The 26,938-nt window shown below is 41.9% G+C and carries 22 protein-coding genes, 3 tRNA genes and 1 pseudogene; 17 read left to right on the forward strand and 9 right to left on the reverse strand.

Annotation, left to right across the window (positions count from 1 at the left end; all coding sequences use genetic code 11):
* Position 1 precedes the first annotated feature (1 nt).
* Both V7K50_RS14625 and V7K50_RS14630 read left to right on the forward strand, forming a co-directional pair.
* Positions 2-87, forward strand: a tRNA-Tyr gene (locus tag V7K50_RS14625).
* A gap of 87 nt (positions 88-174) precedes the next feature.
* Positions 175-246, forward strand: a tRNA-Thr gene (locus V7K50_RS14630).
* A gap of 238 nt (positions 247-484) precedes the next feature.
* Here the strand turns inward: V7K50_RS14630 and V7K50_RS14635 are convergent.
* The 3 genes from V7K50_RS14635 to V7K50_RS14645 form a co-directional block, all read right to left on the reverse strand.
* A complete protein-coding gene (locus V7K50_RS14635) occupies positions 485-1,063 on the reverse strand; it encodes a hypothetical protein (protein ID WP_334961132.1) in 579 nt (192 codons plus the stop codon).
* Positions 1,060-1,776 (reverse strand): group I intron-associated PD-(D/E)XK endonuclease, encoded by a 717-nt coding sequence (locus V7K50_RS14640; RefSeq protein ID WP_334961134.1) that lies wholly within the window; start codon positions 1,774-1,776, stop codon positions 1,060-1,062. Before V7K50_RS14640 ends, V7K50_RS14635 begins: the two co-directional genes overlap by 4 nt.
* A gap of 69 nt (positions 1,777-1,845) precedes the next feature.
* Positions 1,846-1,918 (reverse strand) — tRNA-Arg (locus tag V7K50_RS14645).
* Positions 1,919-2,275: 357 nt separating this feature from the next.
* Here V7K50_RS14645 and V7K50_RS14650 point away from each other — a divergent pair.
* The 3 genes from V7K50_RS14650 (at position 2,276) to V7K50_RS14660 (ending at position 4,956) form a co-directional block, all read left to right on the forward strand.
* Entirely contained in the window at positions 2,276-2,935 is a 660-nt protein-coding gene (locus V7K50_RS14650) for an Npun_F0813 family protein (protein ID WP_334961136.1), read from the forward strand.
* A 140-nt stretch (positions 2,936-3,075) separates the two neighbouring features.
* Positions 3,076-3,927 carry a hypothetical protein gene (locus V7K50_RS14655; protein WP_334961138.1) on the forward strand — a complete coding sequence of 284 codons (852 nt, stop codon included), beginning with the start codon at positions 3,076-3,078 and terminating at the stop codon, positions 3,925-3,927.
* Positions 3,928-3,948: 21 nt separating this feature from the next.
* The gene (locus V7K50_RS14660) at positions 3,949-4,956 is read left to right on the forward strand and encodes a transposase (RefSeq protein WP_334961140.1); all 1,008 of its coding nucleotides are present in this window, start codon (positions 3,949-3,951) and stop codon (positions 4,954-4,956) included.
* A gap of 83 nt (positions 4,957-5,039) precedes the next feature.
* Here the strand turns inward: V7K50_RS14660 and V7K50_RS14665 are convergent, their stop codons facing one another.
* Positions 5,040-5,981 carry an ADP-ribosylglycohydrolase family protein gene (locus V7K50_RS14665; RefSeq protein ID WP_334961142.1) on the reverse strand — a complete coding sequence of 314 codons (942 nt, stop codon included), beginning with the start codon at positions 5,979-5,981 and terminating at the stop codon, positions 5,040-5,042.
* A gap of 381 nt (positions 5,982-6,362) precedes the next feature.
* Between V7K50_RS14665 and V7K50_RS30715 the strand changes: the two are divergent.
* The 6 genes and pseudogenes from V7K50_RS30715 to V7K50_RS14695 all read left to right on the forward strand — a co-directional run.
* Positions 6,363-6,773, forward strand: a pseudogene (locus V7K50_RS30715) (hypothetical protein); the annotation flags it as partial.
* Positions 6,774-7,028: 255 nt separating this feature from the next.
* Positions 7,029-8,945 (forward strand): sulfite reductase, ferredoxin dependent, encoded by a 1,917-nt coding sequence (sir, locus tag V7K50_RS14675; protein ID WP_334961144.1) that lies wholly within the window; start codon positions 7,029-7,031, stop codon positions 8,943-8,945.
* Positions 8,946-9,144: 199 nt separating this feature from the next.
* The gene (locus V7K50_RS14680; RefSeq protein WP_334961146.1) at positions 9,145-9,789 is read left to right on the forward strand and encodes a Uma2 family endonuclease; all 645 of its coding nucleotides are present in this window, start codon (positions 9,145-9,147) and stop codon (positions 9,787-9,789) included.
* 13 nt (positions 9,790-9,802) lie between these two features.
* The gene (locus V7K50_RS14685) at positions 9,803-10,510 is read left to right on the forward strand and encodes a 16S rRNA (uracil(1498)-N(3))-methyltransferase (protein WP_334961148.1); all 708 of its coding nucleotides are present in this window, start codon (positions 9,803-9,805) and stop codon (positions 10,508-10,510) included.
* A gap of 40 nt (positions 10,511-10,550) precedes the next feature.
* Positions 10,551-11,615, forward strand: a complete 1,065-nt coding sequence (locus V7K50_RS14690; RefSeq protein ID WP_334961150.1) for a tetratricopeptide repeat protein — start codon at positions 10,551-10,553, stop codon at positions 11,613-11,615.
* 37 nt (positions 11,616-11,652) lie between these two features.
* Positions 11,653-11,838, forward strand: coding sequence for an after-VIT domain-containing protein (locus V7K50_RS14695; RefSeq protein ID WP_334961152.1), 186 nt, complete (start codon positions 11,653-11,655; stop codon positions 11,836-11,838).
* Between the two features lie 117 nt (positions 11,839-11,955).
* On the opposite strand, the gene V7K50_RS14700 is transcribed toward V7K50_RS14695, so the two are convergent.
* Positions 11,956-12,375 carry a hypothetical protein gene (locus V7K50_RS14700; RefSeq protein WP_334804629.1) on the reverse strand — a complete coding sequence of 140 codons (420 nt, stop codon included), beginning with the start codon at positions 12,373-12,375 and terminating at the stop codon, positions 11,956-11,958.
* 580 nt (positions 12,376-12,955) lie between these two features.
* On the opposite strand from V7K50_RS14700, the gene V7K50_RS14705 reads away from it, so the two are divergent.
* From V7K50_RS14705 to V7K50_RS14725, 5 genes are all read left to right on the forward strand, one after another.
* Entirely contained in the window at positions 12,956-13,594 is a 639-nt protein-coding gene (locus V7K50_RS14705; RefSeq protein WP_334961154.1) for an esterase/lipase family protein, read from the forward strand.
* A 230-nt stretch (positions 13,595-13,824) separates the two neighbouring features.
* On the forward strand, positions 13,825-14,646 hold the full coding sequence (locus V7K50_RS14710; protein ID WP_334961156.1) for a TIGR00297 family protein: 822 nt from the start codon (positions 13,825-13,827) through the stop codon (positions 14,644-14,646).
* A gap of 522 nt (positions 14,647-15,168) precedes the next feature.
* Positions 15,169-15,951 (forward strand): peptidylprolyl isomerase, encoded by a 783-nt coding sequence (locus V7K50_RS14715; RefSeq protein ID WP_334961158.1) that lies wholly within the window; start codon positions 15,169-15,171, stop codon positions 15,949-15,951.
* Entirely contained in the window at positions 15,900-18,602 is a 2,703-nt protein-coding gene (locus V7K50_RS14720; protein ID WP_334961159.1) for a type I secretion system permease/ATPase, read from the forward strand. Before V7K50_RS14715 ends, V7K50_RS14720 begins: the two co-directional genes overlap by 52 nt.
* A 647-nt stretch (positions 18,603-19,249) precedes the next feature.
* A complete protein-coding gene (locus V7K50_RS14725; RefSeq protein ID WP_334961160.1) occupies positions 19,250-20,890 on the forward strand; it encodes a S8 family peptidase in 1,641 nt (546 codons plus the stop codon).
* A 369-nt stretch (positions 20,891-21,259) separates the two neighbouring features.
* Here the strand turns inward: V7K50_RS14725 and V7K50_RS14730 are convergent, their stop codons facing one another.
* The 3 genes from V7K50_RS14730 to V7K50_RS14740 all read right to left on the reverse strand — a co-directional run bounded on the left by V7K50_RS14730 (position 21,260) and on the right by V7K50_RS14740 (position 24,360).
* Positions 21,260-22,756, reverse strand: coding sequence for an HlyD family efflux transporter periplasmic adaptor subunit (locus tag V7K50_RS14730; RefSeq protein WP_334961162.1), 1,497 nt, complete (start codon positions 22,754-22,756; stop codon positions 21,260-21,262).
* Positions 22,757-22,869: 113 nt separating this feature from the next.
* Positions 22,870-23,745 carry an SDR family oxidoreductase gene (locus V7K50_RS14735; protein ID WP_334961164.1) on the reverse strand — a complete coding sequence of 292 codons (876 nt, stop codon included), beginning with the start codon at positions 23,743-23,745 and terminating at the stop codon, positions 22,870-22,872.
* 237 nt (positions 23,746-23,982) lie between these two features.
* Positions 23,983-24,360, reverse strand: coding sequence for a hypothetical protein (locus V7K50_RS14740; protein ID WP_334961206.1), 378 nt, complete (start codon positions 24,358-24,360; stop codon positions 23,983-23,985).
* 129 nt (positions 24,361-24,489) lie between these two features.
* Between V7K50_RS14740 and V7K50_RS14745 the strand changes: the two genes are divergently transcribed.
* Positions 24,490-24,678: a hypothetical protein gene (locus tag V7K50_RS14745; protein WP_292775243.1), complete on the forward strand. Its 189-nt coding sequence runs from the start codon at positions 24,490-24,492 to the stop codon at positions 24,676-24,678.
* Positions 24,679-25,901: 1,223 nt separating this feature from the next.
* Here V7K50_RS14745 and V7K50_RS14750 read toward each other — a convergent pair.
* Positions 25,902-26,804: a S1 RNA-binding domain-containing protein gene (locus V7K50_RS14750; protein WP_334961167.1), complete on the reverse strand. Its 903-nt coding sequence runs from the start codon at positions 26,802-26,804 to the stop codon at positions 25,902-25,904.
* Positions 26,805-26,938 lie beyond the last annotated feature (134 nt).

The following is a 26,938-nucleotide window of genomic DNA, read 5'->3' on the forward strand; positions in this document are numbered from 1 at the left end:
CGGGTCGGTGTCCGAGTGGTTAATGGAGACGGACTGTAAATCCGTTGGCTTGCGCCTACGCTGGTTCAAATCCAGCCCGGCCCACCACTTACGAAGTTATAAGTTATAATGTCTGGGTAAGCATCAAAACGCCCAGCATTTTAACTTCTAGCTGAAAAATCTAAATCGCATTTTGCCCGTGTGGCTCAGTGGTAGAGCACACCCTTGGTAAGGGTGAGGTCACGAGTTCAATCCTCGTCACGGGCTTTTTAAATTGATAAAACAATCAACGTAAAAGCAAGGGCTTTAGGCTTTTGAAGGGATTCAGATGTTGAAAAGCTAATTATCTTAACTTGTATTTGTGACTATTTTGACTATCAGGTGAGAATTTGGGATATCCAGCTTGTTTTTTTGGCTATGATTTGGCTATGATTTTGTAGGCTCAGTATAAGCCACAGAGACATTTACCCTACTATTCAGCAACGCCCTTTTTTCACTGTCTCCTCTAAAGTCCTTGGATCTGATTACGAATTTCATTATCAATCTGTGATTCCTGAATTACCGAAAAGTCATCCGAATCGTCATGTAATCCGTGAGAAGCGATAAATCTACTCCCATCTTCTACCTCAAACAGTAATCCAATTTCATTTGCAATATATGTGTATAGTGCGCTGCTGTAGCTTCTTTTTAATATAGTTATATTTGATATACGTTGCCCTACAAACCTAGCCCAAAAATTATTACTATATACTGCATCTCTTGCATCTACTGGATAAAGTTCCTTATCTTCTTCAGCTAGTTCTTCACTTGTTTTACCAGCCTCGTTTTTCTCAACCCAGACAGTAACTGAGTTTTTTGATGGTTGACTTGAGTATCCAATAACTAGCCCTGAGTCAAAACTCATGATAAGACAGCCGGCTGTCAGTGAAAAAACTTCTTTTGCTTCAATGCCATATTCCAGAACCGCCCTATCAGGTGGCTCCCAACTATATCTAGTCAAATTAAGTATCTTAAGTCCCTTAAGGGAGTCTAAAACCTCACTCCGATTAGATGGAATATCTGATGTATATAAAAAAGTTTTCATTTATTTAGTTTTTTGAGCAGACTCAATAAGTTTCCATCTTCGTCATGGGTTGTTAACTGTTCTTCCACTTTTCCATAAGCCTTCTTCACCCAATACCCTCTGGGTGGCTTTTCTATCCCATAAGCCTTACACCACTTTTCTACAGCCTTATCAGACACGCCCAAATCTCTCCCAATTTGCGCTGTTGGCTTTTCCCAAACTAGTTTTTCTAGTTCTTCTTTTGATGGTCTTTCAACTTTTCTAGTGTGAATTCTAGAGTCTGGGTTAACTTTTCTAGTCGTTAAATCAACACCAAACTCCTTGTAGGTTCGCTTAGAGGCTGCTTCAGTAAAGTCTATAAAATCCTCCCACCAGTAAAAGGGTGTAGGTGAATTAGGTATCTGAGTAGTTATGTAGCAACCATTAAAGTTAATTGATGGATAAACAACTTTATCTATATCAGGCAGATAAACAGCATAAAAGTCAAAGTCATTTACTTTGTACTTCTTCTGATGAGTCCCATTTTTATCTACCCAAATAGTTTTATTGACTACTCTATTATCTCCTGCGTATTTAGCTTGTATTTTGTAAAATTTATCGTCTTTGTAGACAACAAAATCAAAAGTTAAATGTTCACAAACAAGTGGGGTGAGGACTAAATAACCTTTAAGAGTTAGATCAGCGATCGCTTTTGTAGCAGCAATATCGCCTTTGTTCTTAGTATGATGCAACAATAACGAACCCTCAAATGTGGAAATTATCGTATCACTTCACCGTGCTTGAGGGTTCATATTAACTTAAAACGAGCGCGGCAGGGTTCGAACCTGCGACCGATTGCTTAGAAGGCAATTGCTCTATCCACTGAGCTACGCGCCCAAAACAAAATTATGGCTCCCGAAAGAGTCACCTACATTATTATATCGTCTTCACCTACCAACAAGCAATCAAAAATTGCAGATTTACTACTAGCAAGGCTAAGATGCTAGTCGCTAGTTAGTCAATCTACACCGAAAACGAAACAGATGGGGTATTGGTTTAGATATATTGTGTTGTCAAGGGGTTATTTGCCCGTTAGCGCTAACGTCCTCTGGGCGGCTACCTTCGGGAAGAATCTAGCGATCGCTAGGCTCATTTTCACAGTATGCTAGGTAATTTCAGCCTTGGCGATGCTGCCAAATGCCATTATATATTCGATATTAAGAGTGCCCCTGTGAGGAGTTATTTGCTAGTGCCATGTTTATTCTCAAACGGCAGGATGTTGAAATATCAAGCATTCAGCACCCAAAAAAGGATCAGCAGGTGCCGATTCTCAGTTATCAAGGGCAGACTTTTCGCTTGATTAGTGTCTTCAAAGCTAGTCAAGAGGAAGAAGCTAGAGCCTTATGGAGAGAATTAACGGATAACCGGGGTAAAGCCTGTGTTTTGCTGGAGGAACCCGAACGCTTTAGCGTCTGGGGCAAAATCCGTTTAGAGCAGCTCGATAGTGACACAGGTGGTCATGGCAAAACGGCGATTTTAATCCAAGCCAGTATTTTGCTGTTACAAGGTGTTTCTATCGATATTGAAGAGTTTTTGGGTGCTAGGCAAGTTGCATTATTTGAAAAAGATATTGCGGAAGTATTAAAGCAGAAGCAATTTCCCCAAGCGTCTTCTCTAGAAGCAGTGAAATATTTGGTATCTACTAATCCTTTGCCGGCAGCCAAAATACCTGATTGGCAAGAAAATCATGTAGTTATCTTGTTACAAGAACTGCATCGATTAGGAAAAGCCTATTTTGGTAATGCTAATTTTACCAAACAAGTGATTTATAAGCTAGAAGATATGCCAGAAGCCGAGCGAGCGCTGTTTATCACTTGGCTAAATCAATCGCCACTAGGTAAACTATGGCAGTAGCATGGAAATTTTTTCACAAAATTCCTGCCACTGGTACTTGCTTTTGGTGTCCGATTGTGTATTACCTGACAAACACACTGTTAGATATACAGTCCTTTAACTCAAAATACTGCCAGAGTGCATCTACATAGTCAATCCCTATGAATAACTCTTACGAGAATTCGTTCCTTTCTAAATCAATTTTCAGTACTCAGAACATTGTCTTAGCTAATATTGCCTGGGCTGTACTGGCACTGCTATACTTTCTGTTATTTAGTGCCAAAGTTCCCGGAGCAGATGGCATAGAAAGCCGAGCCGAGTGGTATGTGATTGGTACAAATATTTTTGAAGCTTTAGCTTATTTGGCTGCCAGTATCTTATGCTTGAGGAACTGGCTGAGTCCACAAATCGTCAGTGGTCGGAATGTTTGGCTCTTAATTGGGTTAGGTATGCTTTCCTATTTCGTTGGAGGGATAATTTTCGGCTATACCGAAATAGTTTTAAAAGATGAACCGGATGTGTCTGTAGGCGATATATTTTTTGTAGTGACTTATCTGTTACTTGGCGCAGGTATGTTTTTAGCTGTGGCTTCCAGGCGAATCAATCTGGAAAAATGGCAGTGGCTAATTGTATTAGCAATTGCAGTGTTCGGCAGTTTGTTGGCATGGTGGATTTCTATGCAACAAGAAAAACCCACAGAACTGCTAGTCGCTATCTTGAACTGGTTTTACGTAGTTAGCGATGTGCTTCTGTTAATTATTGCTACCACTCTGCTGTTAGCCTTTTGGGGGGGAAGAGTTTCCCAATCTTGGCGAATGATTGCAGCAGCGGCCTTTTCGCTCTACATTGCAGATATGTGGTTTAAATACGCCCAAGGCCCCAATTATCAAAGTGGGGAGATATTAGAAGTGTTTTGGGTGTTTAGTGGAGTGTTATTTGGTATGGGCGCTGCCTTAGAATATGACGCATCACTAAGACGAACGCGGCGTACCAGTGGACGGAAACGAGCTTAGTAAAGATTTTTGGTATCTACCGTGAGAAAATTAACAGACTCTGACAAGCAAGAAATTCTGAAGTTATATCGAGAGACTGCCGAAACAACCTCAACTTTGGCAGACCGCTATGGTGTGAGTAACTCAACGATTAGTCGTTTGCTCAAAAGCACTTTACCAGAGGATGAGTATGAATACTTAGTCTCTTTAAAGCGGGCTGCGAGAACTCCTGAGGGAAGGGCACAGGTAAGCTACGAGCAGTTACCCCTGCTGATTCAACCTGAGCCGGAGATAGAAGTTCTCCCCATTCCTCCCAGCGAAAGCCAACCCTTGGAGATGCCAAAGGTTGAGCCACTACCACGTCGGATAATTCATGTAGAGCAGGAACTTTACTCAGAGGAAACGGCAGAATCACTCGCTGCTAGTAGACGGGTGCGCCGACGCCCCTCGGCGGCGGAAAAACCCAAGCTCCGAGTCACAGAGAAATTAGAAACTCCAGAGCCAAAACTGCCGGAAATAGTCAGCATCTCCATCCCACCCCTAAAGGTTGAACATCCAGGAGCAGCCGTCATCGCGCAGATGCTAGGCGAAGATTTGCTAGATGAATCAGAGGATTTGGATGATTTAGATGATGATGATTTAGAGGATGACGATTTTGAGGAAGAAGACTTTGATGACGATGACCTGGATGAAGAAAGACCTTTAGTTACAAAACGCAGACCAGGTGAAGCGTCAGTTCAAGTTTTACCTCTGTCGGTAGCTAATTTGCCCAAAACTTGCTATTTAGTTATTGACCGTTCCTCAGAATTAATTACTCGACCTCTCAAGGATTTTGGTGACTTGGGACAAATTCCCAGCCTGGAAACTCAGCAAAGAACTCTGCCGGTGTTTGATAACCATCGCGTCGCCAAGCGTTTTTCTACAAAGCGCGATCGCGTGATTAAGGTTCCTGATAGTAAAATGCTCCATAAGGCTCGGACTCATCTCCAAGCTAAGGGCATCACACGACTGTTAATTGATGGTCAGGTTTATTCTTTGTCTACGGTTTAGGAGTTAGGAGTTAGGAGTTAGGAGTTTGGAGTTTGGAGTTAGAAGTTTCATAATTCTTAACTTTTAACCTTTAACTCCTAACTCTAACTGTAGACAGCCCTTCCAAAACGTTCTGCCAAGTAGATAATGTCCTGTCTACGGGCAATTTGGTTCATCCATTGTTTGGGAATATTTTCCACCCCATAATAAATTCCTGCTAACCCACCGGTGACGGCGGCGGTAGTATCGGTATCTCCGCCTAAGTTGACAGCTTTTAGTACCGCCTCAGAATAAGACGAGGTATTTAATAAACACCACAGGGATGATTCTAAGGTATCAATCACATAGCCACCAGAATTAATTTCTTCCACTGGTACTTTGGCAATCTCACCACTGAAAACTCTGCCAAAATGCGGCTTCTCTAACAAAAATTCCCGAACAGAATAAATTGTTTGGATATCTTGTAATCCTTGAAGATAAGCTGTTTGAGGGTCAGCCCCTTCTAAGAGCGCCACTGCAATACTAATATAAATGCCACAGGCCATCTGCGATCGCGCATGAGCATGGGTAATGGCCGAAACATCATGTACCCGCGCTAGCAATTCGCCTAAAGTTAAGTTTTTGTGACAATAAGCCATCGGCAAGATTCTCATCAACGAACCATTGCCATTACTGTTTTCAACCTTACCCCCCGCCTGATGGGGAACAACTCCCTGTTTCAGGCGCATAATCGCTGTATGAGTAGTTTGACCAATATCAAAGACATCGCCACGGGGAGTCCAGTAAGCCTCCTTGTACCAGCGCCAGAAGGAATTAGCTATGGCATCTAACGAATACCCCCTACAAAGGCATTCTGCCAAGCAAAAGCTTAAGGAACTGTCATCAGACCAAGTTCCTGGTGGTTGATTCCATGTGCCATAACCCAGCATTGTTTTCACTGGAGATTTTGCTCGTTCAGCACGGCTAGTAAACTCCACTGGCACACCCAACGCATCACCGACACATAAACCCATCAAACCAGACAACGTTTTTGTAGCGGTTAGCATTATTCAATCTCCACAAAAATTGCTCAAAATTAACTTTATAGATTCCCTCTACAGCTTGTTGCAACAGATGTTACAGCCGACTTTTTCATCCTCTGTGAAAAAGTCGGCAAAAATTATTATTAGCGTATTTTATTTACCATATACCGACTTAGTTCTAGCTCAAAATATTGTGCCAGTTGTCATAGCGTCTATTTTTGGAACAAAGAACCCAGATGAAAAGACATTGAATGTAATTATAACAGCTTATTTATTATTCTCAAGGATAGTTAATCTCTAAATATTATGCATCCATAGCAACATTCATTTAATAAAATATGGGGGAAATTTGAAACATTATGATGCAGTTTTCAACTGAGAATATACCGCGAAATTAGAAAATACGGTAATTTCCTCTGGAGTGATAAGACAAGTGCTATCATCCCAGAACTTTCTGTGGATGTACCCATAGCTAATAAAACTATAGGACTCCTATTTGATTTTTGAACAACTAAGCTGCTTAGAAGCTTGAGATACAAAGCTTTCTCGCTCAGTATACTGAGCAAGATTCAAGTAGGATTCCTATAATGCCTATTTAATTTAACTGCTGGTTATTCTTTTGTAGAGAAATATGGCTCACCAACTCCCATAGGTAACACAGATTCAGTAGTGGTAGGTGCTGGTGTAGACAAGGAAGTTGCTAACAATTTCAATTTCCTTGTCTACACTAATGCCAAAGTTGGACTTGGTGCTTACCAAAATAGCGATGCTTCTGCTTGTACCATCAATGGTGGTATTGGCGATCGCTTCAAATAAAAAATTATTGAGTCCTCAGTCGCTCTATACTTTACTTAGTACTCAGCACTGGCTCAACCATAGCTATCCGCTAACAAAACTCACTACTTCAAAAAGCTGGTTTTTTAAGTGTTGCATCACTGACAGAGCCGGTTTTTGCCGTGGTAAAATTAAAACATTCCTCATTATTCCGGTCGAATTACCGGGGATCAAGTAGCCGAAGGGTGCTGATTCGGTGTCTACCTAATGCTTTATTGAGAACACTATACAAGTCTAATGGTTAATTCTGCTCCTTCCCCCATCGCTACCCGTAAGCCTTCCAAAGTAGAAGGAATTAAGGAAAATAGTAATTTTTTACGTGAACCTGTAGCATCTGAAATCCTTGAAGAGACTACCCATTTTACCGAAAATGCAGTGCAGCTTTTGAAGTTTCACGGTTCTTACCAACAGGATAACCGCGACAACCGCACTAAGGGACAGGAGAAAGATTACCAGTTTATGCTGCGGACAAAAAATCCGGGTGGTTTGGTGCCGCCGCAGCTATATCTGGCTTTAGATAAAATAGCTGATGAGTATGGCAACCAAACGTTACGAGCAACTACCCGTCAAGGTTTCCAACTGCATGGTATTTTAAAGAAGAATCTTAAATCAGCAATTGCCACTATTGTCAAGAACCTGGGTTCGACTTTGGGAGCGTGCGGCGATGTCAACCGAAATGTGATGGCACCACCAGCCCCCTTTAAGAATCGCCCAGATTATCAGTATGCTTGGGAGTATGCCCAGAATATTGCTGACTTGCTCTCAGCGCAAACAGGTGCTTATTACGAAATTTGGCTAGATGGGGAAAAGGCAATTAGTGCTGAAGAGAACCCAGAGGTGAAGGCGGCGCGACAGCGCAATGGCAACGGCACAATAATTCATGACAACGAAGAACCGATTTATGGCACTCACTATATGCCCCGCAAGTTTAAAATTTGCGTGACGGTGCCAGGGGATAATTCGGTTGATTTGTATTCCCAAGACCTGACGTTGGTAGTAATTACGAATAAGAAGGGACAGTTAGAAGGATTTAATATTTTTGCTGGTGGTGGTTTAGGTAGAACACATGGTAAAGAAGAAACTTTCGCTAGGTTAGCAGACCCCATCGGTTATGTAACGAAAGATGACGTTTACGACATAGTGAAAGCGATTGTTGCTACCCAGAGAGATTATGGCGATCGCACTGATCGTCGTCATGCCAGATTAAAATATCTAATCAACGATTGGGGTGTAGATAAATTCCGCGCCCAAGTTGAAGAATATTTCGGCAAACCAGTTGCACCCTTCAAACCGCTACCAGAGTTTAAATATCACGACTTCCTCGGCTGGAATGAACAAGGTGATGGCAAGCTATTCTTAGGAATTTCCATTGAAAATGGTCGAGTCAAGGATGAAGGTTCGTTTCAACTAAAAACCGCCTTACGGGAAATTGTCGAGCAGTTCAACTTATCCATCCGCCTGACATCCAACCAAAACGTGATTTTTTACGATATCGAACCAGATAGCAAGGAAGCGATTCAAGACATTCTCAGCCGTCACGGTGTCGGAGACGACCCCAGTAAGATCGAACCTTTGGTGCGGTATGCAATGGCTTGTCCGGCTTTACCCACTTGCGGCTTGGCAATCACCGAATCAGAACGGGCAATACCAGGTATTTTGGAGCGAGTTCGCGCCCTGTTAGATAAAATAGGTTTACAAAATGAGCATTTTGTGGTAAGGATGACAGGATGCCCTAACGGTTGCGCTCGTCCCTACTTGGCAGAATTGGCCTTTGTTGGTAGCGCTCCAGAATCTTACCAATTATGGTTAGGGGGTTCGCCAAATCAGACTCGACTGGCACAACCTTACACAGAAAAGCTGCACCATAATGACTTAGAGAGTTTCTTAGAGCCGATTTTTGTTTACTTTAAGAAATCTCGGAAATCTAAGGAAAGCTTTGGTGATTTTTGCGATCGCATTGGTTTTGATGCCATCCGCGAATTTGCTGCTAGCTACGAACCTAACACAACCAATGCTGCAAACAAATCGCGCCATCGGGTGAATTTGAAAGAAGAGGTTTATAGCAAGTTGAAGGAAGTAGCAGAAAGTCAAGGTAAGCCAATGACTCAGTTGGTGACTGAAGCACTAGAGGCTTACTTCCAGAATCTTTCCTAAGCCGGAAAATTGAAGATAATGAAATCATGATGACCTCTCTCCAAACCTCTCTCCTAAAAGGAGAGAGGCTTTAAGGCTTACTCCCCTTCCCTTGCAGGGAAGGGGCTGGGGGTTAGGTTTCTATTGAACTCAACCCAGAAGCGCTATAAATAGGTAATCTTAATAGCAAGAAGGGAGCATACAGTAGGAAAACTGAACTATGGTAACGACAGCAAAATTTGCAGAAACTAGGGATGTGCTGCAAAACATCAGCTGGCAGACATTCAAAGCTATGCTGGCAGATATGGGATCTGAGCGAAATAAAAGGCTAGCTTATGACAACGGAATTGTAGAAATTATGACACCGCAGATGCCACACGAGAACTCAAACCGTCTGATTGAAGGTTTTGTTCTTGTGCTGTGTGAAGAATTTGGTTTAGAAGTTAAAAGCGCTGGCTCGTTGACGATGATGCGGGACGATTTGGAGCAAGGAGGCGAGCCGGACAGTAGTTATTATATCCAAAACGAATTATTAGTCCGCAACAAAGAAAATATTGACCTGAATACAGATCCACCACCAGATATAGTACTGGAAGTGGAATATTCCAGACCCAAAATAGACAAGTTGGCTCTTTATGCTTCAATGGAAGTCCCAGAATTCTGGCGATATAACGGAAATGTTTTGAGAATCTACACCCTTAATAGTGGACAATACTCGCAAAGTAATAGTAGTCCAACTTTCGCACCTGTGCTGGTAACGAAAATTCCCCGATTTATCCAAGAAAGCAAGAAAATTGGACAAATAGCAGCAACTCGTGCTTTCCGTACCTGGGTTAGACAGCAAATGTCTACAGCAGGGCAATAATTTATTAAGAAAAATGTCTCAACTGCAAAGAATTGCGATCGCACCCTCCCAACTCCAACAAGGGCAAATTTTACTCACCAAAGAACAACAGCATTATTTGGGGCGGGTGTTACGCTTGCATGAAGGCGATCGCTTTATTGCAATGGATGGTAGAGGAAAATGGTGGTTAGCGCAGCTTGCAGGGGAACAAGCACAGGTTTTAGAAGCGCTTTTGGTAGAAACTGAATTACCTGTATCAATTACGCTGATGGTGGCGTTGCCCAAAGGTAATGGATTTGATGAAGTGGTGCGGTGTTGTACAGAGTTGGGAGTAAGTTGTATTCTACCAGTATTGAGCGATCGCACTTTACTTGATCCTAGTCCTCAAAAGCTCGAACGCTGGCGGCGCATCGCTACAGAAGCCGCCGAGCAATCAGAGCGCTCTTTTGTGCCGACAATTTTAGAACCTGTTGCTTTTAACACTGCTGTCACCGCTAATCAGACAAGTCACCGTTACATTTGTGAGGCTCGTGGTGAGTATCCCCATTTAAACAAAGTGCTGAGTAGCATATCTAGCGAGATTGTCATTGCTACAGGGCCAGAGGGAGGATGGACAACACCAGAAATCGAGAATGCGAAGTCAGTTGGATTTCAACCTGTTTCCCTTGGTCGCCGCATCCTGAGAGCAGTTACAGCCCCAGTCGTAGCATTATCCTTGATTACCGCTAGTTGTGAAGTATAAATGATTTATAGCTCACGCAAAAGTGTATTAAAACTAAGTGATGATTGAGCAAGTTGCGATCGCCTTTGAGCATAAAGACTATCAAACAGCTGCTAAATTACTCAAACAGCTGCTAAAAGAATCGCCCGAAAATCCTTGGGTACAATATTATCTCGGTCGGCTACATGAAGTATCCCAAAAGCGCCAACATGCAGAAAAAATTTATCGGCAACTACTACGAGATACAACCAATACCAAGATAGTGACGCTCGCACGTCAAGGTTTGCGACGGCTACAAGAAATCGAGCAAGAAGAAAGACAAAGAGCCATTTCTCAAGCAACAGCCCAACCAAATAACACCGAAGCTGGCGTACTAGTTTTAGAGCCACTCACCACCGAGATGAAAACAGAAGCGTCTCCAAAATTCGCCCAGATTATGCAGCTAGATCCCTATACTGCAAGACTAATACTGCCAAGTCGTGGCTGGAGGTTGTATCGCACTGGCGCAGTCGGAGAACTAAAATTTTATGGCAAACAGCTACAGCAGGCTGGCATTCCTTGCTTTTGGGCCACAATCGCTCAAATTCAGCAAATTCAAGTTTATCAAGTCAAACATTTCCAAGAATCTACCCCACAAGCTACTGTTGTTTGCCGTAACCAGGCAAATCAACTCGGTTCTCTTAGCTTTGACTGGTCAGAAGTCACAGCAAGAGTAGTGGGACTGTTGCCTATTTTTGAACAAGTTGTAGATGTTGATGCCCACCATCAACTGGAATGGAAAACTAAAACACAAGACTATGCTCAGTTTTGTGATTTACATCTACCTGGTAGACGTTGCATTCTCCGACTTTATGATAACGGCTATGAATTCCAGCAAGGTTTAGAAATCATTCCCCAAGCTAACCAAAATACAATCAGAATTAATTGGAATGGTTTATCGAGTTGGATTGATCAGCAACTACCTCAAGTCAAAATCTGGTCAGATTTCACCTCCTTTGCAGATACAATATTAGATCAAACAGAAATGCTGGGTCATATCAAGTCTCACATTCATGTATTTCGTAGGAAACAGACTAATTGGGACTCAGCTTTTCAGCTATATAGTGGACTAGTGTTTGTTAAATAATTAGTAAGTGAACTACCCAGACCTCTCCTGAGGGAGAATGTCACCGACTTGTGACATAGAAATTACTGACTTAATCCAACATCTTCAACAATTAAACTTTCCTTCAAGCTTCAGTGTTGAAATCGTCTTTGAGTTTACCCTCAACAAAGGTCGGGTAGAACGGGTAGTTTTAGATGAAAAAGCCTCAACCGTACAAAGATACAGTTGTAGTGGAGAAAATTAAGCGATCGCTCCTACTTTCTACTTTGGAGAGTTCCTCTATCTACAACTGGCAAAGTTATCTTAACCTTGCATCTTCACGTTTAATTTGTAGAGATGCGAAATTTTACGTCTCTATCAATTATTTAGGCGTTTTAACCTGACGTGCCATATCTAGGTAAGCACTCATATTCGCTCCAGGACGGCGACGACCATTAGAGCTAGTAGTCGAAGGAGCAAGATATTTTGGTGCAAAGGTGGTTTCAGTAGGTGTCTTTGTGGTAGCGGCTGCTTTAGCGGATTCAGCTTTGGCTGCTTTACCATTCTGAGATGCCTCTACTTTCGTCTTGTTAGCAACTTTGGTAGCTTTAGCAGCCTCAGATGCTGCTGGTGCTGCAATTGCAACTGGTTCCTGAGCTTTTTTACCGTTTGATGCTGCTGGTTTCGACTGACTGGTTGCTTCCTCCAATTCTAGGAAGTAACCATTACTTTTCTTCTTCCCAGGTAACAGCCCAGCAAAGAAACCCAGAATACCTGAAATTAACTTTTTGATAAAATCCATTACAATTACTCCTGCCTGTTATATTTGGAAATCCACCGTAATTGTTAAAAATTACGACAAAATGTTACATTTTCTGCTTTGCGTCACCCCGTTTTGGTGACAACCCTTATAGGCTTCTGCTTAATCAACATTGTAGTAAAACTACAGGGCAAATGTTTTCTTGCAGGCACTTGCAACCTGTGTACACCGAGAATTAATTATTAAATTTTACTGTAACTAAGAGCAAGATTCTGAAACCAAGCTTTACAAAAATTAACATTAATTTGTTTGGTAAATATTTAATTGAAATGAAGCAAACAGTTTAATCTCAACCAGTGGAAGGAGTGTCATAGCCTATTGGCAGATAGCGATGGCAATAAGTTAAATTTTATACAAATTTTATTCCGAAGCATTTCAGTTTAAGCAACAGCTTCACTTTGTAGATTTGTAGAGCAGTATTTACCAGGACTTACGCAAAAGCTAAAACCCCTATTTTTAGTTAGGGGCAATTCATGAATTGCCCCTACAGCGTGTAGTTTTGCGTAAGTCCTATTTACGTACAAAAGTGAAATATACCCATTAATTCAGCCAAATTTTGTAAATGAACATTGAAAATCAACAACGCAATCCTGTTTTGTTAATACACGGCATTGACGACACAGAGGCAGTTTTTCATAAAATGAGGGCGTACTTAATACAACGAGGTTTGTCTGTACATACCCTGAATTTAGTGCCCAATAATGGTGATGTGGGTCTTGATGAGTTGGCAAAGCAGGTGGTTGATTATATTACAGCTACCTTTGGATCAGAACAACACCTAGATTTAGTAGGCTTCAGCATGGGAGGAATTGTCAGCCGTTATTATGTTCAACGACTGGGAGGAATTAACCGCGTGCAGAGGTTTATCACAATTTCTTCGCCCCATCATGGAACTGTGGTTGCTTATGCTTCCCGGCGGACTGGTTGCGTACAAATGCGTCCCGATAGCATTTTTCTCAAGGATTTAAATTCTGATGCCGTAATATTGGCGCAGCTAGATTTTACATCTATCTGGACACCTTATGATTTGATGATTGTCCCAGCCAATAGTTCACAAATGTCCGTAGGACGCGAAGTAATAGTACCAGTTCCTCTACACCCTTGGATGCTGACAGACTCCAGGAGTTTAGCGGTAGTCACAGCAGCTTTAGCAGAGCCGATTAAGCTAAAAAATCCAGTCAGTAGCCAGAATGATTGTTAAGCTGACATTTCTTGATTTTGAATTTTGAATTTATCAAAAAAATGGGTTTAAAACCCCATGCTTCTAGCACGGCTTTTCTTGATCGGGGAAAGCCAGATGGAATAAAGTTTGGCTCATAGCTTGTGTGGAAATATTACTTTAGCTGGAGAGGTTTCAGAAATTAAGCACTAAGCATGACAAATTCGTTATTCTGTTGATATTCAGACAAAATTACTCATAATTAATTGCTGATGTCATCCTTAATTGATTCTGTAAATCCCTGGTTGGTAGCAGTAGTATTAAACACAATTTTATTGGGTTTAGCTTGGATTGTGCCGAAAAAGCTACTTACCCCTGCCGGATTATTTCACGCCTGGTTCCTGGCTATCTTAATTTGGGTAACTCTAGGCTGGCAAGGATATGCAGTAGTAATGTTCTATTTTCTAGTTGGTTCTGGTGTTACCCGCATCGGTATGGCGCAGAAGGAGGCAGAAGGAATTGCCGAAAAGCGTTCTGGCGCAAGAGGCCCAGAAAATGTTTGGGGTTCGGCTTTAATTGGGGCGCTGTGTGCTTTAGGAGTAGGGTTGATAAATTCGGGATTTATTGTACTTGGTTCCCAATACTTCGGCTTCGCTCAGTACAAGTCCCTAGTCCCCAATCCCCAGTCCCTATTATTGTTAGGCTATGTAGCGAGTTTCAGTACTAAACTGGCTGACACCACTGCTAGCGAAGTTGGTAAAGCTTATGGTAAAAGCACCTTTTTGATTACTACACTCCAACCAGTGCCTCGCGGTACAGAAGGGGCGATCAGTTTGGAGGGTACTTTAGCTGGGATCGTGGCTTCTGTAGCGATCGCATTTGTTGGTTGGGGAGTTGGTTTAATTGATCTATTAGGAGTCGCTTGGTGTGTACTGGCAGCATTTATTGCCACCAACCTAGAAAGTGTGATTGGGGCAACACTGCAATCTAAGTATACCTGGCTGACCAATGAAGTGGTAAATATTTTTAATACATTAATCGGTGCGATCGCATCTGTGCTAATTGCCTGGATATGGATAAGTATCATTAATTAGATCGATTAAGTGAGGCATTGGGCACTTGTACTGAGCGTACCCCTGCGGGGAAGCAAGCTACGCGTAGCGTCTCGTAGAGAAGTCGTTGGCGAAGCCTCTCGAAGAGAAGTATTGGGCATTGGTAGAAAATAAGAAATCTGCCTTACTACTGCGCTACCCATAATATTTTCAACAGGTCGATATTGGGTACTGGGCAAGAAATTCTTTTAAATATCTGGTTGGGGTCTGAATACACATACTTATCTATCTTCCCAGTCCCTAATCCCCAATCCCCAATCCCTAATCCCCAATCCCCAATCCCCAATCCCCAGTACAACCAGTTCAATCCTGTTTTGTCCCGGATCGACTGTAAAAGTGATCATGGGAAATTATATTATTTACTAGCTATATAATTTTTTGACCATCTAGATGTAATTAGTTCATGGAATCTTTATCATATTTACCCATCACTGAGTAGATGATTTCTATATGATTTAATTTAAAAGTCCTATAAGTGTTTAACCATTTTCACATAATTAATTCATGGAATCTTTATCATTTTTGACAATTAATGACCAAATAATTTCTATTCAGTCAGCAGTAAAGTACCTGCAAGCCTCTGGAAAACTGGGACAGTTCATTGGCGATATTCTCCGCCAGTACGTACTTGAGTCAGAAATCCGCACACGAGACGATATTGAAATTGGTACAGGGATAACTGAACAGGCAATTATTGACTTTAGACTAAAAAATCAACTCACTGACCCCCAAAGTTTCCAAGAATGGTTAAAGACTAACAACACAGATTACGCTACCTTTCACACATCGGTTACTTTTGGTTACAAGTTAGAAAAGCTGAAAGCTGTAGTGACGGAAACAAAACTCCAAGAATATTTTATTGAGCGCAAAATTTTTTTGGATCGGATAGTACTTTCCCGGATTGTTGTTGATAATCGAGAATTGGCAGATGAACTACACACCCAAATTGAAGAAGGAGGTAGTTTTGAGCAACTAGCCAAAGAGTATTCACTTTCAGATGACCGAATTGTAAACGGCATGATGGGAATCGTCAGCCGAGGCAGTATGCCAGATGTATTACGCGCAGCTATTGATGTGGCCAGTCCAGGACAATTGGTAGGGCCAATAGAAATCGTTGGCAAAGACTCTCCCCAAGGAGAAGGACCTTATGGTTTGTTTCGAGTAGAACAATTTCTGCCAGCGTCTTTAGAAGATACTCAACTAAATCTTGCACTACAAAATGAGTTATTTGAAAAATGGCTAGCAGAGAAAATTCAAAAACTGACAGTCAAATTACAAGTGAGTTAAAAATTCTGGATAATGAATCTTTACGATTAAAAGTGCTAGCTTCTTTGCCTTGGAATCAGCCACCGCTATGCTGGCTGACTCCCGAACAACAATCCCAATTAGAGAATGAATCCCAAACCCGTCAGTATCGTCTTGGAGAAAAAATCTGGTCAAACGATGTCGGTGGTTATCAATTCTTAATTGTGGCTGGGAAAGTCCGCTTGCGAGAGGAGGGCATTAGCAAACCTTTAGCCGCCCTAGATGTGGGGGATTGGTTTGGTGACTTACAAAAGCTGTCTGCGGATGTTAAAGCTGTAGCTGCTAGTAAAGAAGTGATAGTAATTTGTTGGGATAGTGCGCTGTGGGCAGAATTTTCTCACCCACAAATTCAGGAGTTCTGGCAAGTGTTACCAGTGGAGATGGAAGGACAAAGAGAGATATTTTCCTTCTCTTCCACTCCTGGACTACCGCCAGCCTCTGAGGGTACTTCCAGCCCCCACAGCCTCCAACCCCAAAGAGGACTCCCAGCCGCCAACCTGATCATCTCAAATTATCCATTTGTTGCTAGCTGGAACACTGCTGCGGCTTGTTTAACAATGGTGGCACAACAGTTAGAAAATTCTGTGCAACTGGAATGGGTGCAGCGCCAACTCAGAGGACAACGCCCAAAACAGGTTGTGGAAGCAGCAGAAAAGTTAGGGTTAGTGTTACGACGGTTGCAAGTTACTTGGGGTGAGTTGCGACAGTTGTCATTTCCAGCTTTGCTGCTGTGGAATTCTGACTCATCCCAGAGTCCATCGTGGGTAGTGGCTTATGGAGTTAAAGGCGATCGCTTAATTATCGCTAACCCTCTAAATCCCGAACGGACTTGTGAAAGCTTGCCGCAGTCCATAGTTGAGGCATCCTGGGATGGAAAATTGTGGCAAGCAGAACTCGTATCTCAGCAAGAAAAATTTAACCTCAATTGGTTCACCCCAGCAGTTTGGAAGTATAAGGGATTACTAACAGAAGTATTGTTAGCATCTTTTACCTTGCAGCTTTTGGGTTTAACAACACCTTTAATTACGCAAGTTGTCATTGATAAAGTGATGGTGCAGGGGAGTTTGCCGACTCTCGATGTGATGGCGATCGCACTTTTATGCGTCGCCGTATTTGAGTCCGTACTGGGCATTCTGCGCCTATTCATCTTCACCCATACAGCTCGTCGTCTGGATTTGAGTTTATCAGCACAGCTATTTCGCCATCTGATGCGTCTGCCATTAGCTTATTTTGAGTCGCGGCGCGTCGGAGACACAGTAGCACGAGTCCAGGAACTCGAACAAATTCGTCAGTTTCTCACAGGTACAGCATTAACAGTAATTCTAGATAGCATTTTTACTGTGGTGTACCTGGCATTGATGTTTTACTATAACATCCCACTCACCTTTGTTGCCTTAGCAGTACTGCCACTATTTGCAACTTTGACGATAGTTGCAACCCCAATTCTACGTAACTGGCTCAACGAAACTTTTAACCGTTCTGCTGATAGTCAATCATTTCTCGTCGAGACAATCACCGGAATTCACTCCGTTAAAGCCCATGCAGCTGAACCAGTAGCCCGCGATCGCTGGGAAGGCTTATTTGCCCGCTTCATTCGCACAGGTTTTAAAGCCTCTACTACCTCCAATATCAGCAGCAACATTGGTGACTTTCTCACCAATTTATCCACCATGCTGATTCTTTGGTTTGGCGCGAAGTTAGTCATCGAACAAAAGCTGACAATCGGACAGCTAGTAGCCTTTCAAATGCTGTCTGGTAGAGTCACAGGCCCACTTTTGCGCTTAGTACAGTTGTGGCAAAACCTCCAACAAGTGCTACTTTCTGTAGATCGCATTGGTGATATTCTCAACGTTCCCCCAGAAGCCGAACTGGGAACTGGCCTAGTTTTACCACCCCTGAAAGGACAAGTCACCTTCGAGCAAGTATTTTTCCGCTACCGTCCCAACTTTGAAGCAATTCTGCGGGGAATATCTTTCAATGCCGAACCAGGGCAATTTGTTGGCATTGTTGGACGTAGTGGTTCTGGGAAAAGTACCCTCTCTAAGCTATTGCAACGCCTCTATCAAATTGAATCAGGACGCATCCTCATTGATGGTTTTGATATTAAAAGTGCGGATTTAGCCTCACTGCGGCAACAAGTTAGTGTAGTTCTCCAAGAAGACTTTTTATTCAACGGTTCCATTTTGGAAAATATCACTCTTGGTACTCCCGACATTACCGCAGAGCAAGTAGTAGAGGCGGCAAGGTTAGCAGTAGCCCACGACTTCATCAGCCAATTACCCTACGGTTACGAAACCAATGTTGGTGAACGCGGTACCGCTTTATCTGGGGGACAGAGACAACGTATTGCCCTAGCAAGGTTATTTCTTTCCCAAGCACCGATTTTAGTTTTAGATGAAGCTACCAGCGCTTTGGATAGTGAAACGGAACAACAAGTACTGCAAAACCTGCAAAAAATTTCCGCTAATCGCACAGTCTTCTTGATTGCTCACCGTTTTGCCCCCCTCAAACGTGCTGATTTGATTTTGGTATTGGAGCAAGGGGTGATTGCCGAACGTGGTACTCACTCAGAGTTGTTGCAACAAAAGGGTTTGTATTGGTCATTATATCAACGGCAGCAAGCAAACATTTAGTAGATTTAACTAGCTTTAGCTTCTACCTATTTTACATCTGAAGAATAGCTTAAGGATAGTTTTTGGCGAATGGAGTTATGCTCTATTCGCCATTTTAATTTTGTTCCAAACTTCTCATGCAACAGGATGAGAAATATTGCGATCGCAAATATCAGTAACAACAGTAAATAAATCAAACTATGTTATGTTATGTAATCTAAAATACAGCTATTTTCAGGTAAATAGACTACCCGGTAAGGGTACGACACGTCCGGGTAATAAGTATGCTTTTGAAAGTGAAACATCTAGCTGGGGTAATAGCTTTAATGCTCAGTGCTAAGGAAAGTCTAACTAAGCTCTCCACCGAGAGGCTCAGATCCCCGACTTCTTGAAGAAGTCGGGGATCTTTTTGTTCGTAACGCGATTAATTTTTTATCCCACCAATTTATACTTACACCACTACAAATTTAATGTTTATTTTGTCAACTACTATGTTAATAATAATTCCACTATTCATTCTAATTTTTAGTAGTAAAATTAGCATTTTGTTATGAGATTACATAGTAATTATTGACAAGGGAGCTTATTCACACATTAAAATCTTTTTCTTCTAAAGATTTTAACGCTTCGTTCTGTCAAAAAACCATTTTTTTCTTTGAAAAAAACCTATGATCAATGATGATGCTAATAACAATGTATTGTCAAATAAACAGCTTAATGTAACTTCTATCTCTTCATTAAATAGCTTTAATACGAAGGATGACTACAGCCTCAACCTCGGCGGACGTAGTAGCTACAACTCAGCCGATGCTGATGTGCAGTTACTAAATAATGCTGACTCTGAAAATAGTAGTAACGCTACTGCTAATACTTTTACAACTCAAAATTATAACTCAACTAATGGCTATGGCTTAATTAATGCAGCAGCAGCAGTGGCTAAAGCTGCTGGCAAGAATACCTTTGCTGATGTTCCCGATCTTGGTGGCAATAATTGGGGAGCAGACCTTGTGAAAGCACCGGAAGTCTGGGCACAGGGATACACAGGTAAGGGCGTTGTTGTCGCTGTTGTAGATACTGGGGTTGACTACAACCACGAGGATTTAAAGGATAATATCTGGACGAATCCCAAGGAAATTGCTGGCAATGGTAAAGATAATGATGGCAATGGCTATGCTAACGATATCCACGGCTGGAACTTTGTTGACAATAATAATAATGTCCTAGATGACAACGGTCATGGCACTCATGTTTCCGGGACGATCGCAGGAGAAAATAATAACTACGGTGTCACTGGTATTGCCTACGATGCCAAAATTATGCCCGTCAAAGTTTTAGATGACTCTGGCTCCGGTTCCTACATTTCCATCGCTAAGGGCATTCGCTATGCTGTGGATAATGGAGCTAATGTGATTAACCTCAGTTTAGGAGGCGGATCTTCCAATCAGACTCTAGAGTTAGCCATTAGCTATGCCAGCAGCAAAGGAGTAATTGTTGTCATGGCAGCAGGTAATGATGGTGGCTCATTACCAGGCTATCCCGCCCGCTATGCATCTAAGTCGGGAATTGCCGTTGGCGCAGTAGATAAAAATAATAACATGCCCGACTTCTCCAACCGCTCTGGAGCCAATGAAATCTCTTATGTTACAGCCCCAGGAGTTAAAGTCTATTCATCAGTTCCGAATAATCAATATGCCACTTATAGTGGCACTTCTATGGCTACTCCCCACGTTGCTGGTGTAGTTGCTCTGATGCTTAGTGCTAACCACAACCTGACTGATGCCCAAGTACGTCAAATTGTCACAGAAACCGCAGGAAATAGTACACAAACTACAAACTCTAGTTTAAATATTTCTAATGTCAGTTCTATCGCGAGTCAGGTGATTGCAGAGACAGCAGGAAATAGTACACAAACTACAAGTTCTAGTTTTAATCTTTCCAATGTCAGTTCTCTGGCAAGGCAGGTAATGTCTGATGCTAATCTGTTACGCATCTATGGACAGACTGCAAATTCTCTGATATCACAGAAAATTTCTAATTTTAACAGTTCTGATTTTGGTTCTCTGATGGGTCAGGCGATGTCTACGACGGGCTACGCCTACGCAGAAATGAAAAAGTATCTGACATCAGATGAAGGTAATAACGGATTAGCCAATTCAGAATTGCGATCGCCATTCCAAAACTATGAGAATATTCTGGGCAGCATCAATGTAGATAGCAATGAGGATGAGAATAATCTTGATGTTGGCAAATTCCTAGAGGGAATCCAAAAACAAATGGAACAGTATAGAAAATTCTTGGGTATCGCTTGAAAATTATAGCGATTTGCAGAGAGCTAATACTGCTCGATTAATAAAATTAACCAACCTCAAAACTTTGTAGAGATGCGAAATCTCGCGTCTCTACATTCTGATAAATCAATACAGTTCAGTTAAGCATTTCTTCCCTCTCTTCTCTCTGTGTCCTCTGCGCCTCTGCGGTACCCTGCGGGAAGCCGAAGCGTCTACGTAAAAAAAGAGTTTTAGCCTTAAGTGAACCGTATTGTCTTATAAATCCTCCTCAGTAATGAATCTAGGGGTTTAGCATAATGCTAAACCCCTACGTTTTGTCTGCGCTACGTAGGCGTAACTCAACCCAGACATCGCCTTTGAACTAGAATCAAAGCAACAGAGACTACAAACCTACCTAACTGAAAATGCTTCGCTGAATCGCCGTGTTACAGGCTCAGTAATGAATGTCAAAATTGACTTTTTACGAGTGACAATTTCACCTGTAGCAGTCATCCCTGGGGTAAATTCTACTTCTTGACCCCGGACGTTCACAGAGTGTTTACTTAGCTTAATTCTTGTCGGAAAAACTAAGCCTAATTCTTTATCAATAATTGCATTCGGACTGACTTGCATAACTTCGCCCTCCACAATACCAAATTCCTGGAAGGGGAAAGTCGCCATTTTCACTTTTGCCTTCATTCCTTGACGAATAAACCCAATATCGCGGTTGAGGACTTTCACCTCTAAGAGCATTTCTTCACCTTCCGGCAAAATTGACACCAATTCTTCACCCGATTGTACTGGACCTTTGGTGGCTTTGACTCTGTAAATCGTACCGGCAAAAGGAGCTTCGATGGTTTCTAAAGCTTGCTGCTTTCTCGCCTGCTCTAATTCACCTTGAACAGTTGTTAATTCTTCTTTACGCTTGTTAAATTGCGTCAAAATTTCGCTTTGGCGTTCTGATGCTACACGCTGGCCTTGACTGCGGGCACCGTTGTAAGCTTGTTCTGCTTGGCGAATTTCTTGGACTTGGGCAGCAATATCTTTTTCTAATGATGTGACTTTATCTTGAGCCTCTGTGATTTTATTCTGGGCATTGGTAACTTCATCTTGCGCTCTGGTGATTTCTGTCTTTGCACGAGTTAATTTTTCTTGGGCATCCAAGTAATCCACACGAGGTACAGCGCCAGGAGTAATTAGGGTGCGTAGGCTTTTTTCCCTTTCTTGTGCAAGTGCCAAGTTGCTTTCAATTTTAATCCGAATGCTATCTGCGTTGACAAGGTTGGTTTTGGCATTGGCAACGCTGCTTTTGGCATTAAGCAAGTTGTCTTGCAATCGAGTCAAGCGGACTTTGGCTTGAGCAATGAGTGCTATTTGGCGATTTGCTTCTGCTTCCGCCGCCGCTTGACGCGCTTGGAAGTCTTGCAGTCGGGAGTTTAAAAGTTCATCTTGTAATTTCGTTCCAGCAGTTTTGCCTCCGGTGCGTTCTGCATCCAAACGTTGCAAGTCGTCCTGAATCAATCTACTAGATTTGGCTAGGCGGGAAACATCAGTTATTTTCAAGTCTGGATCTTTTTGAATCAGAACTTGACCTTTAGTAACGCGCTCGCCTTCTTTAACTTTCACAGCGACAATTGACCCTCCACCCAAGGATGTCACTGGTCTTACCTGTGTGGAAGCAATTAATTCCCCTGGTGCTGTTGCTACTTCATCTATTTGCGAGAAGTACGCCCAGGCGATCGTCCCAAATACAATGACGCTCATCGTTCCCGCTAATAATCTAGTGTACAGGGGTGGCAATTCCTGTACCGCCTTCCCCAACTCATAAGTGAGTTGTTCCTCTGGTTGGGCGAATCGCTCTTTTGTCTGACGTGATTGAGCAGCATTTGTAGCTAGGGAAGATTTCATAGAATTTTAGATTTTTGATTTGAGATTATCGGTAATTGGGTATTAGGAAAACTCTTCCTAGTCCCCAGTCCCCAGCGATGCACTGAGCTTGTCGAAGTGTCCCCAGTCCCCAGTCAAACCGCTAGATAGCGCCGCAAAAAATTTTCTAATGTCTCCAACTGGAAGTTATAAATCGCTTCTAAATTGGCAATTTCATCTTTTGTACAGAAAAATTCATTTGCTAGCAATGTGCGATAAGTTCCCAAAGCTTTTTGAATTTGGGGATTAAATAAACCCAATGCACTCTGTAACCCATCAATGACAAATAGTGGTGAGTTAATTATTACTGGCTCTTTGGTGAAGATCCGACCAAAAATCCGGGGAATATCTTCTCGTAATAAAATCTCCGGTCCTCCCACGGGTAAAATCTGGTTGCGAGCGCCTTCAACTGTCACAGAATCCACCACTATCCTTGCCAAATCGTCGGTACTGACAATTGAGGTACGGTTTTTGCGATCGCCAATTAACAAATACAATCCCGTTTCCCGAAATCGTTCTACCAGTGGCAGCAAGTTAGATGCTAATCCAGATGGGCGTAAAATAGTGTAATTTAAGCCACTAGCTGCTAAATATCGCTCTACGGCTCGTTTGGCCTTGAATACCGGAGCGTCTTCATATCCGCGATCGGCTCCCAGTACAGAAATGAAGACAAAATGCTCTACGCCATTAACTTTCGCCTGGTCTATTAATTCAATATTCGCGCGGTAATCTAAAGATAGGGCATCGCTATCAGAACCGTGGGCGCTAATAATATACCGCACACCCCGACTAGCTTTCTGAATATCTTTTTCGTCTAGCAAGTCACCGATAAAGATTTCTGCACCCCGATGTTCTAACTCGCTGTAGCGCGAGGTAAGACGGACAAATGCCCGCACAGATTGTTCTCGTTGTCGTAGGAGTCGCACAACTCTACGACCAATTCCTCCCGTTGCTCCAGTTACTAGAAACATATAAATACCTAAATTGAATAGTTACAGCGTTTATAATTCTCGAAATGCTCGATATATGCTCAAAATCCGTTGAGCAATACTTAAACAGAAATATGAGCATATTTTTATACTTAGTCACCATGCTTAAGATATCCTCATGCCAACTAAGCCAATAGGTCACACCTTATTTATTTTAATACTCTAAAAATGATCCCCCATATCTTTGTAGATGTAGGGGATAGAGTAATGGGATTAGTTTTACTGGCTCAACAAGTCAATAGATTGTTCAAGCGACATCTTAGCCTTGTGCAAATTCAGCAGGTTTTCCTGGTCGTATCGGTCAGGATAGCTCATTTTCCTGCCCTCTAAAGTTATCCGAATTAGTGCTGCTTGCTCATCTGTTGGTGAATTCATCTCATCTATAGCAGAACTGATTACCTGGATAGCGTTAAAGTTAGGGAATTTTAACCCTCTACCTTGCTTCATTTGTTGCAGTGCTAAAAATGGAAATGCCATCAGAGTTACGATGTACGAGGTTTTGTATCCTGCATTCCCAGTTGGTTTGATGCCGTATCTACGACACAAGTCGCGTAATTCTTTAATAGTCTTGATTTCAAGTTCCAAACGCGTGAACATAAAATAGTAGTGTCCATTTTTGAAATTGGATATTGGTGGTTGTACTTCCGGCAAGTTGTAGCAACCACCAAAAAACAATTTAATCTGCTGCATACCAGTGATTCAAGCTATATTTATATTTCTAAATAAATGCCTAACCCTAAAGGTCATTCAGAAAATTTAAAACCATTTAAATCAGAGAGGGAAGAACCTTTAAGTGAGCGTCTTAACTTACGTGTTACAAAAACTATGAAGGAAGAACTATCCAGCAAGGATGATCCTCCAGAATTTTGCCGTCGTGCAATCCAGGAAGCATTAGATAAAGATAGAGAAAAGTAATCTCAAAGGGATAGTTGTCACAAGTGGGTGAATTACTGGAATGAGTTAGCAATTAAGCATGTTGAAAAAGCAATATGCTTAATTGCTTGCGGAAAACACGAAAATTAGTAAGTAAAAGCTCCTTTTGCTTGCGGAAAACACCAAAATGAGAAAGTAAACTGGGGTTTGAGAAAGTAAAAGCTCCTTTTGCTTGCGGAAAACACCAAAATGAGAAAGCAAACTGGGGTTTGAGAAAGTAAAAGCTCCTTTTACTTGCGGAAAACACCGAAATGAGAAAGCAAACACAGCTTTTGAGTAAGCAAACTGGGGTTTGAGTAAGTCAAATGCCTTTTTGGTTATTAAATTCGACTTGATCCATTTTTTCGATGCATTAACTAGTAACTTAAGTAATTACGTTAAGAAGATTTGTCGGTTGGGTTGAAGGCCGTGAAACCCAACAAAGAGAAAGAAAATGTTGGGTTTTGTTCCTCAACCCAACATACATTTGAGTTATTTTTTAGGGAAAACCTACGCAGTATTGGGCTGAGTTAGAATCGTTGAAGAAGGATTTAGAGCCGTAAGTATAATGCCTTGGCAAGTATAGGACTCCTATTTGATTTTTGAACAACTAAGCTGCTTAGAAGCTTGAGATACAAAGCTTTCTCGCTCAGTATACTGAGCAAGATTCAAGTAGGATTCCTATATTTCTGGTATAGATATAGCGTTTCCCGATCTAGTGACGTACACCCGTAAGGGCACGGCAGTGCCGTGCCCCTACATCTTGCTATATAATTTTGTACCTCATCTGAATGAGAACCGCTATAAGTGGATGTGAGGAGACTTATAGATTTTAATAAATATTGATAACAGGGTTGTTTTCTACGAGTTAATGAATTTTTCATAGATCCAATACCTGGCACTAAAGGCTGATAAATTCTTCTTTAGTCCTCTGAAGAGGACTTTCGCTATTAGCCGTAGGTTTCTAACCTATGGCGGGTGATGGCTTCAAATGTAAGATCCTAAACTCAGATATTTGCATCATTGCAGAATATTGGCATTGCCCACACGTCCGCCTCAGAATAAATTCTGCGGCTCATAGCGAAAGTCATCTAAAGCTGACTGAAATTCTTGTTTTACCAATTTAAAACCCCCTATATCTTTGTAGATGCAGGGGGGAGTATTAACAATTCAAAATTGTTTCAGACGGTGATTTAAACCCTTTGTCCAAACAGCCCACCTCAAAACTATTCAGCAGCTTTATTATTAGCTCTATTGGCACGCGCCTCAGCCGAAGCCATGACTTCATCGAAGTTTTCTAGCATTTCACCAGGAAAGTTTTCCAAAACTCTGGTAGAAAGAGCAACCCGCCCTTTACCTTCATCCAAGTCAATAATTACAGCTTTAATTGGCTGACCAACTTGAAATACTTTTTCTAAAGAATCAATGAATTTCTGGCTTACCTGCTTGATATGAAGTAAGGCGCTCATTCCACTTAAATCAACAAATACACCAAAAGGTTTGATGCCAGTAACTTTACCTTCTACTAGTTGACCTAGTTCTAATAAGCTGAAGTTGCTAGAACGAGTTGCTAAACGCTGAGAAAGGATGAGTTTATTGGTGTTGCGATTAATTTCCAAAAAACCCACAGTCAGATTTTGACCTTTGAGTGCTTCTAAATTATCACGCTCGGACAGGTGCGATCGCGGGATAAATCCCCGCAAAGAAAGAATATCGACGGTGACACCACCTTTGTTTACACCCATAACTCGTACTTGCACAGTCTGAGCGTTTTCCTGCATTTCGGCCAGTCGTTCCCAGATATGCTGAATTTCCAACTGCTTTCGAGAAAGGGTGACTTGTCCTTCTGCATCCTGATCTCGAATAATCAAAAACTTCATTTCCTCTTGCAATGGCAGCACTTCCGATAAATCGGTAACTGCTCTCAAAGAAGCCTCATCGCGCGGTAGAAAAGCTGACGACTTGCCACCAATATCAACATAAGCTCCATCATGGTCAAGTTGGAACACTTTGCCATGTACAACCTGTCCCTTTTGAAACTGGTAGTCGTGTTTTTCTAATGCTTTGGCAAAATCATCCATTGTAAAGGACGAATTGGCTGTTTGAGAAAGTTTCGATTCGGAATTCATGACTTTTGAAGATTAATTGTTATTTGATCTGGTGCAACTGAAGTTTAGATTGTTATTAGTCATTAGTCATTTATTACTCACTAATGACTAATGACTAATGACCAATGACCAATGGCAAACTTGGCTGTGTGTGC

The organism is Nostoc sp. (genome assembly GCF_036917135.1).
In the GTDB taxonomy this organism is placed as follows: Bacteria; Cyanobacteriota; Cyanobacteriia; order Cyanobacteriales; family Nostocaceae; genus Nostoc.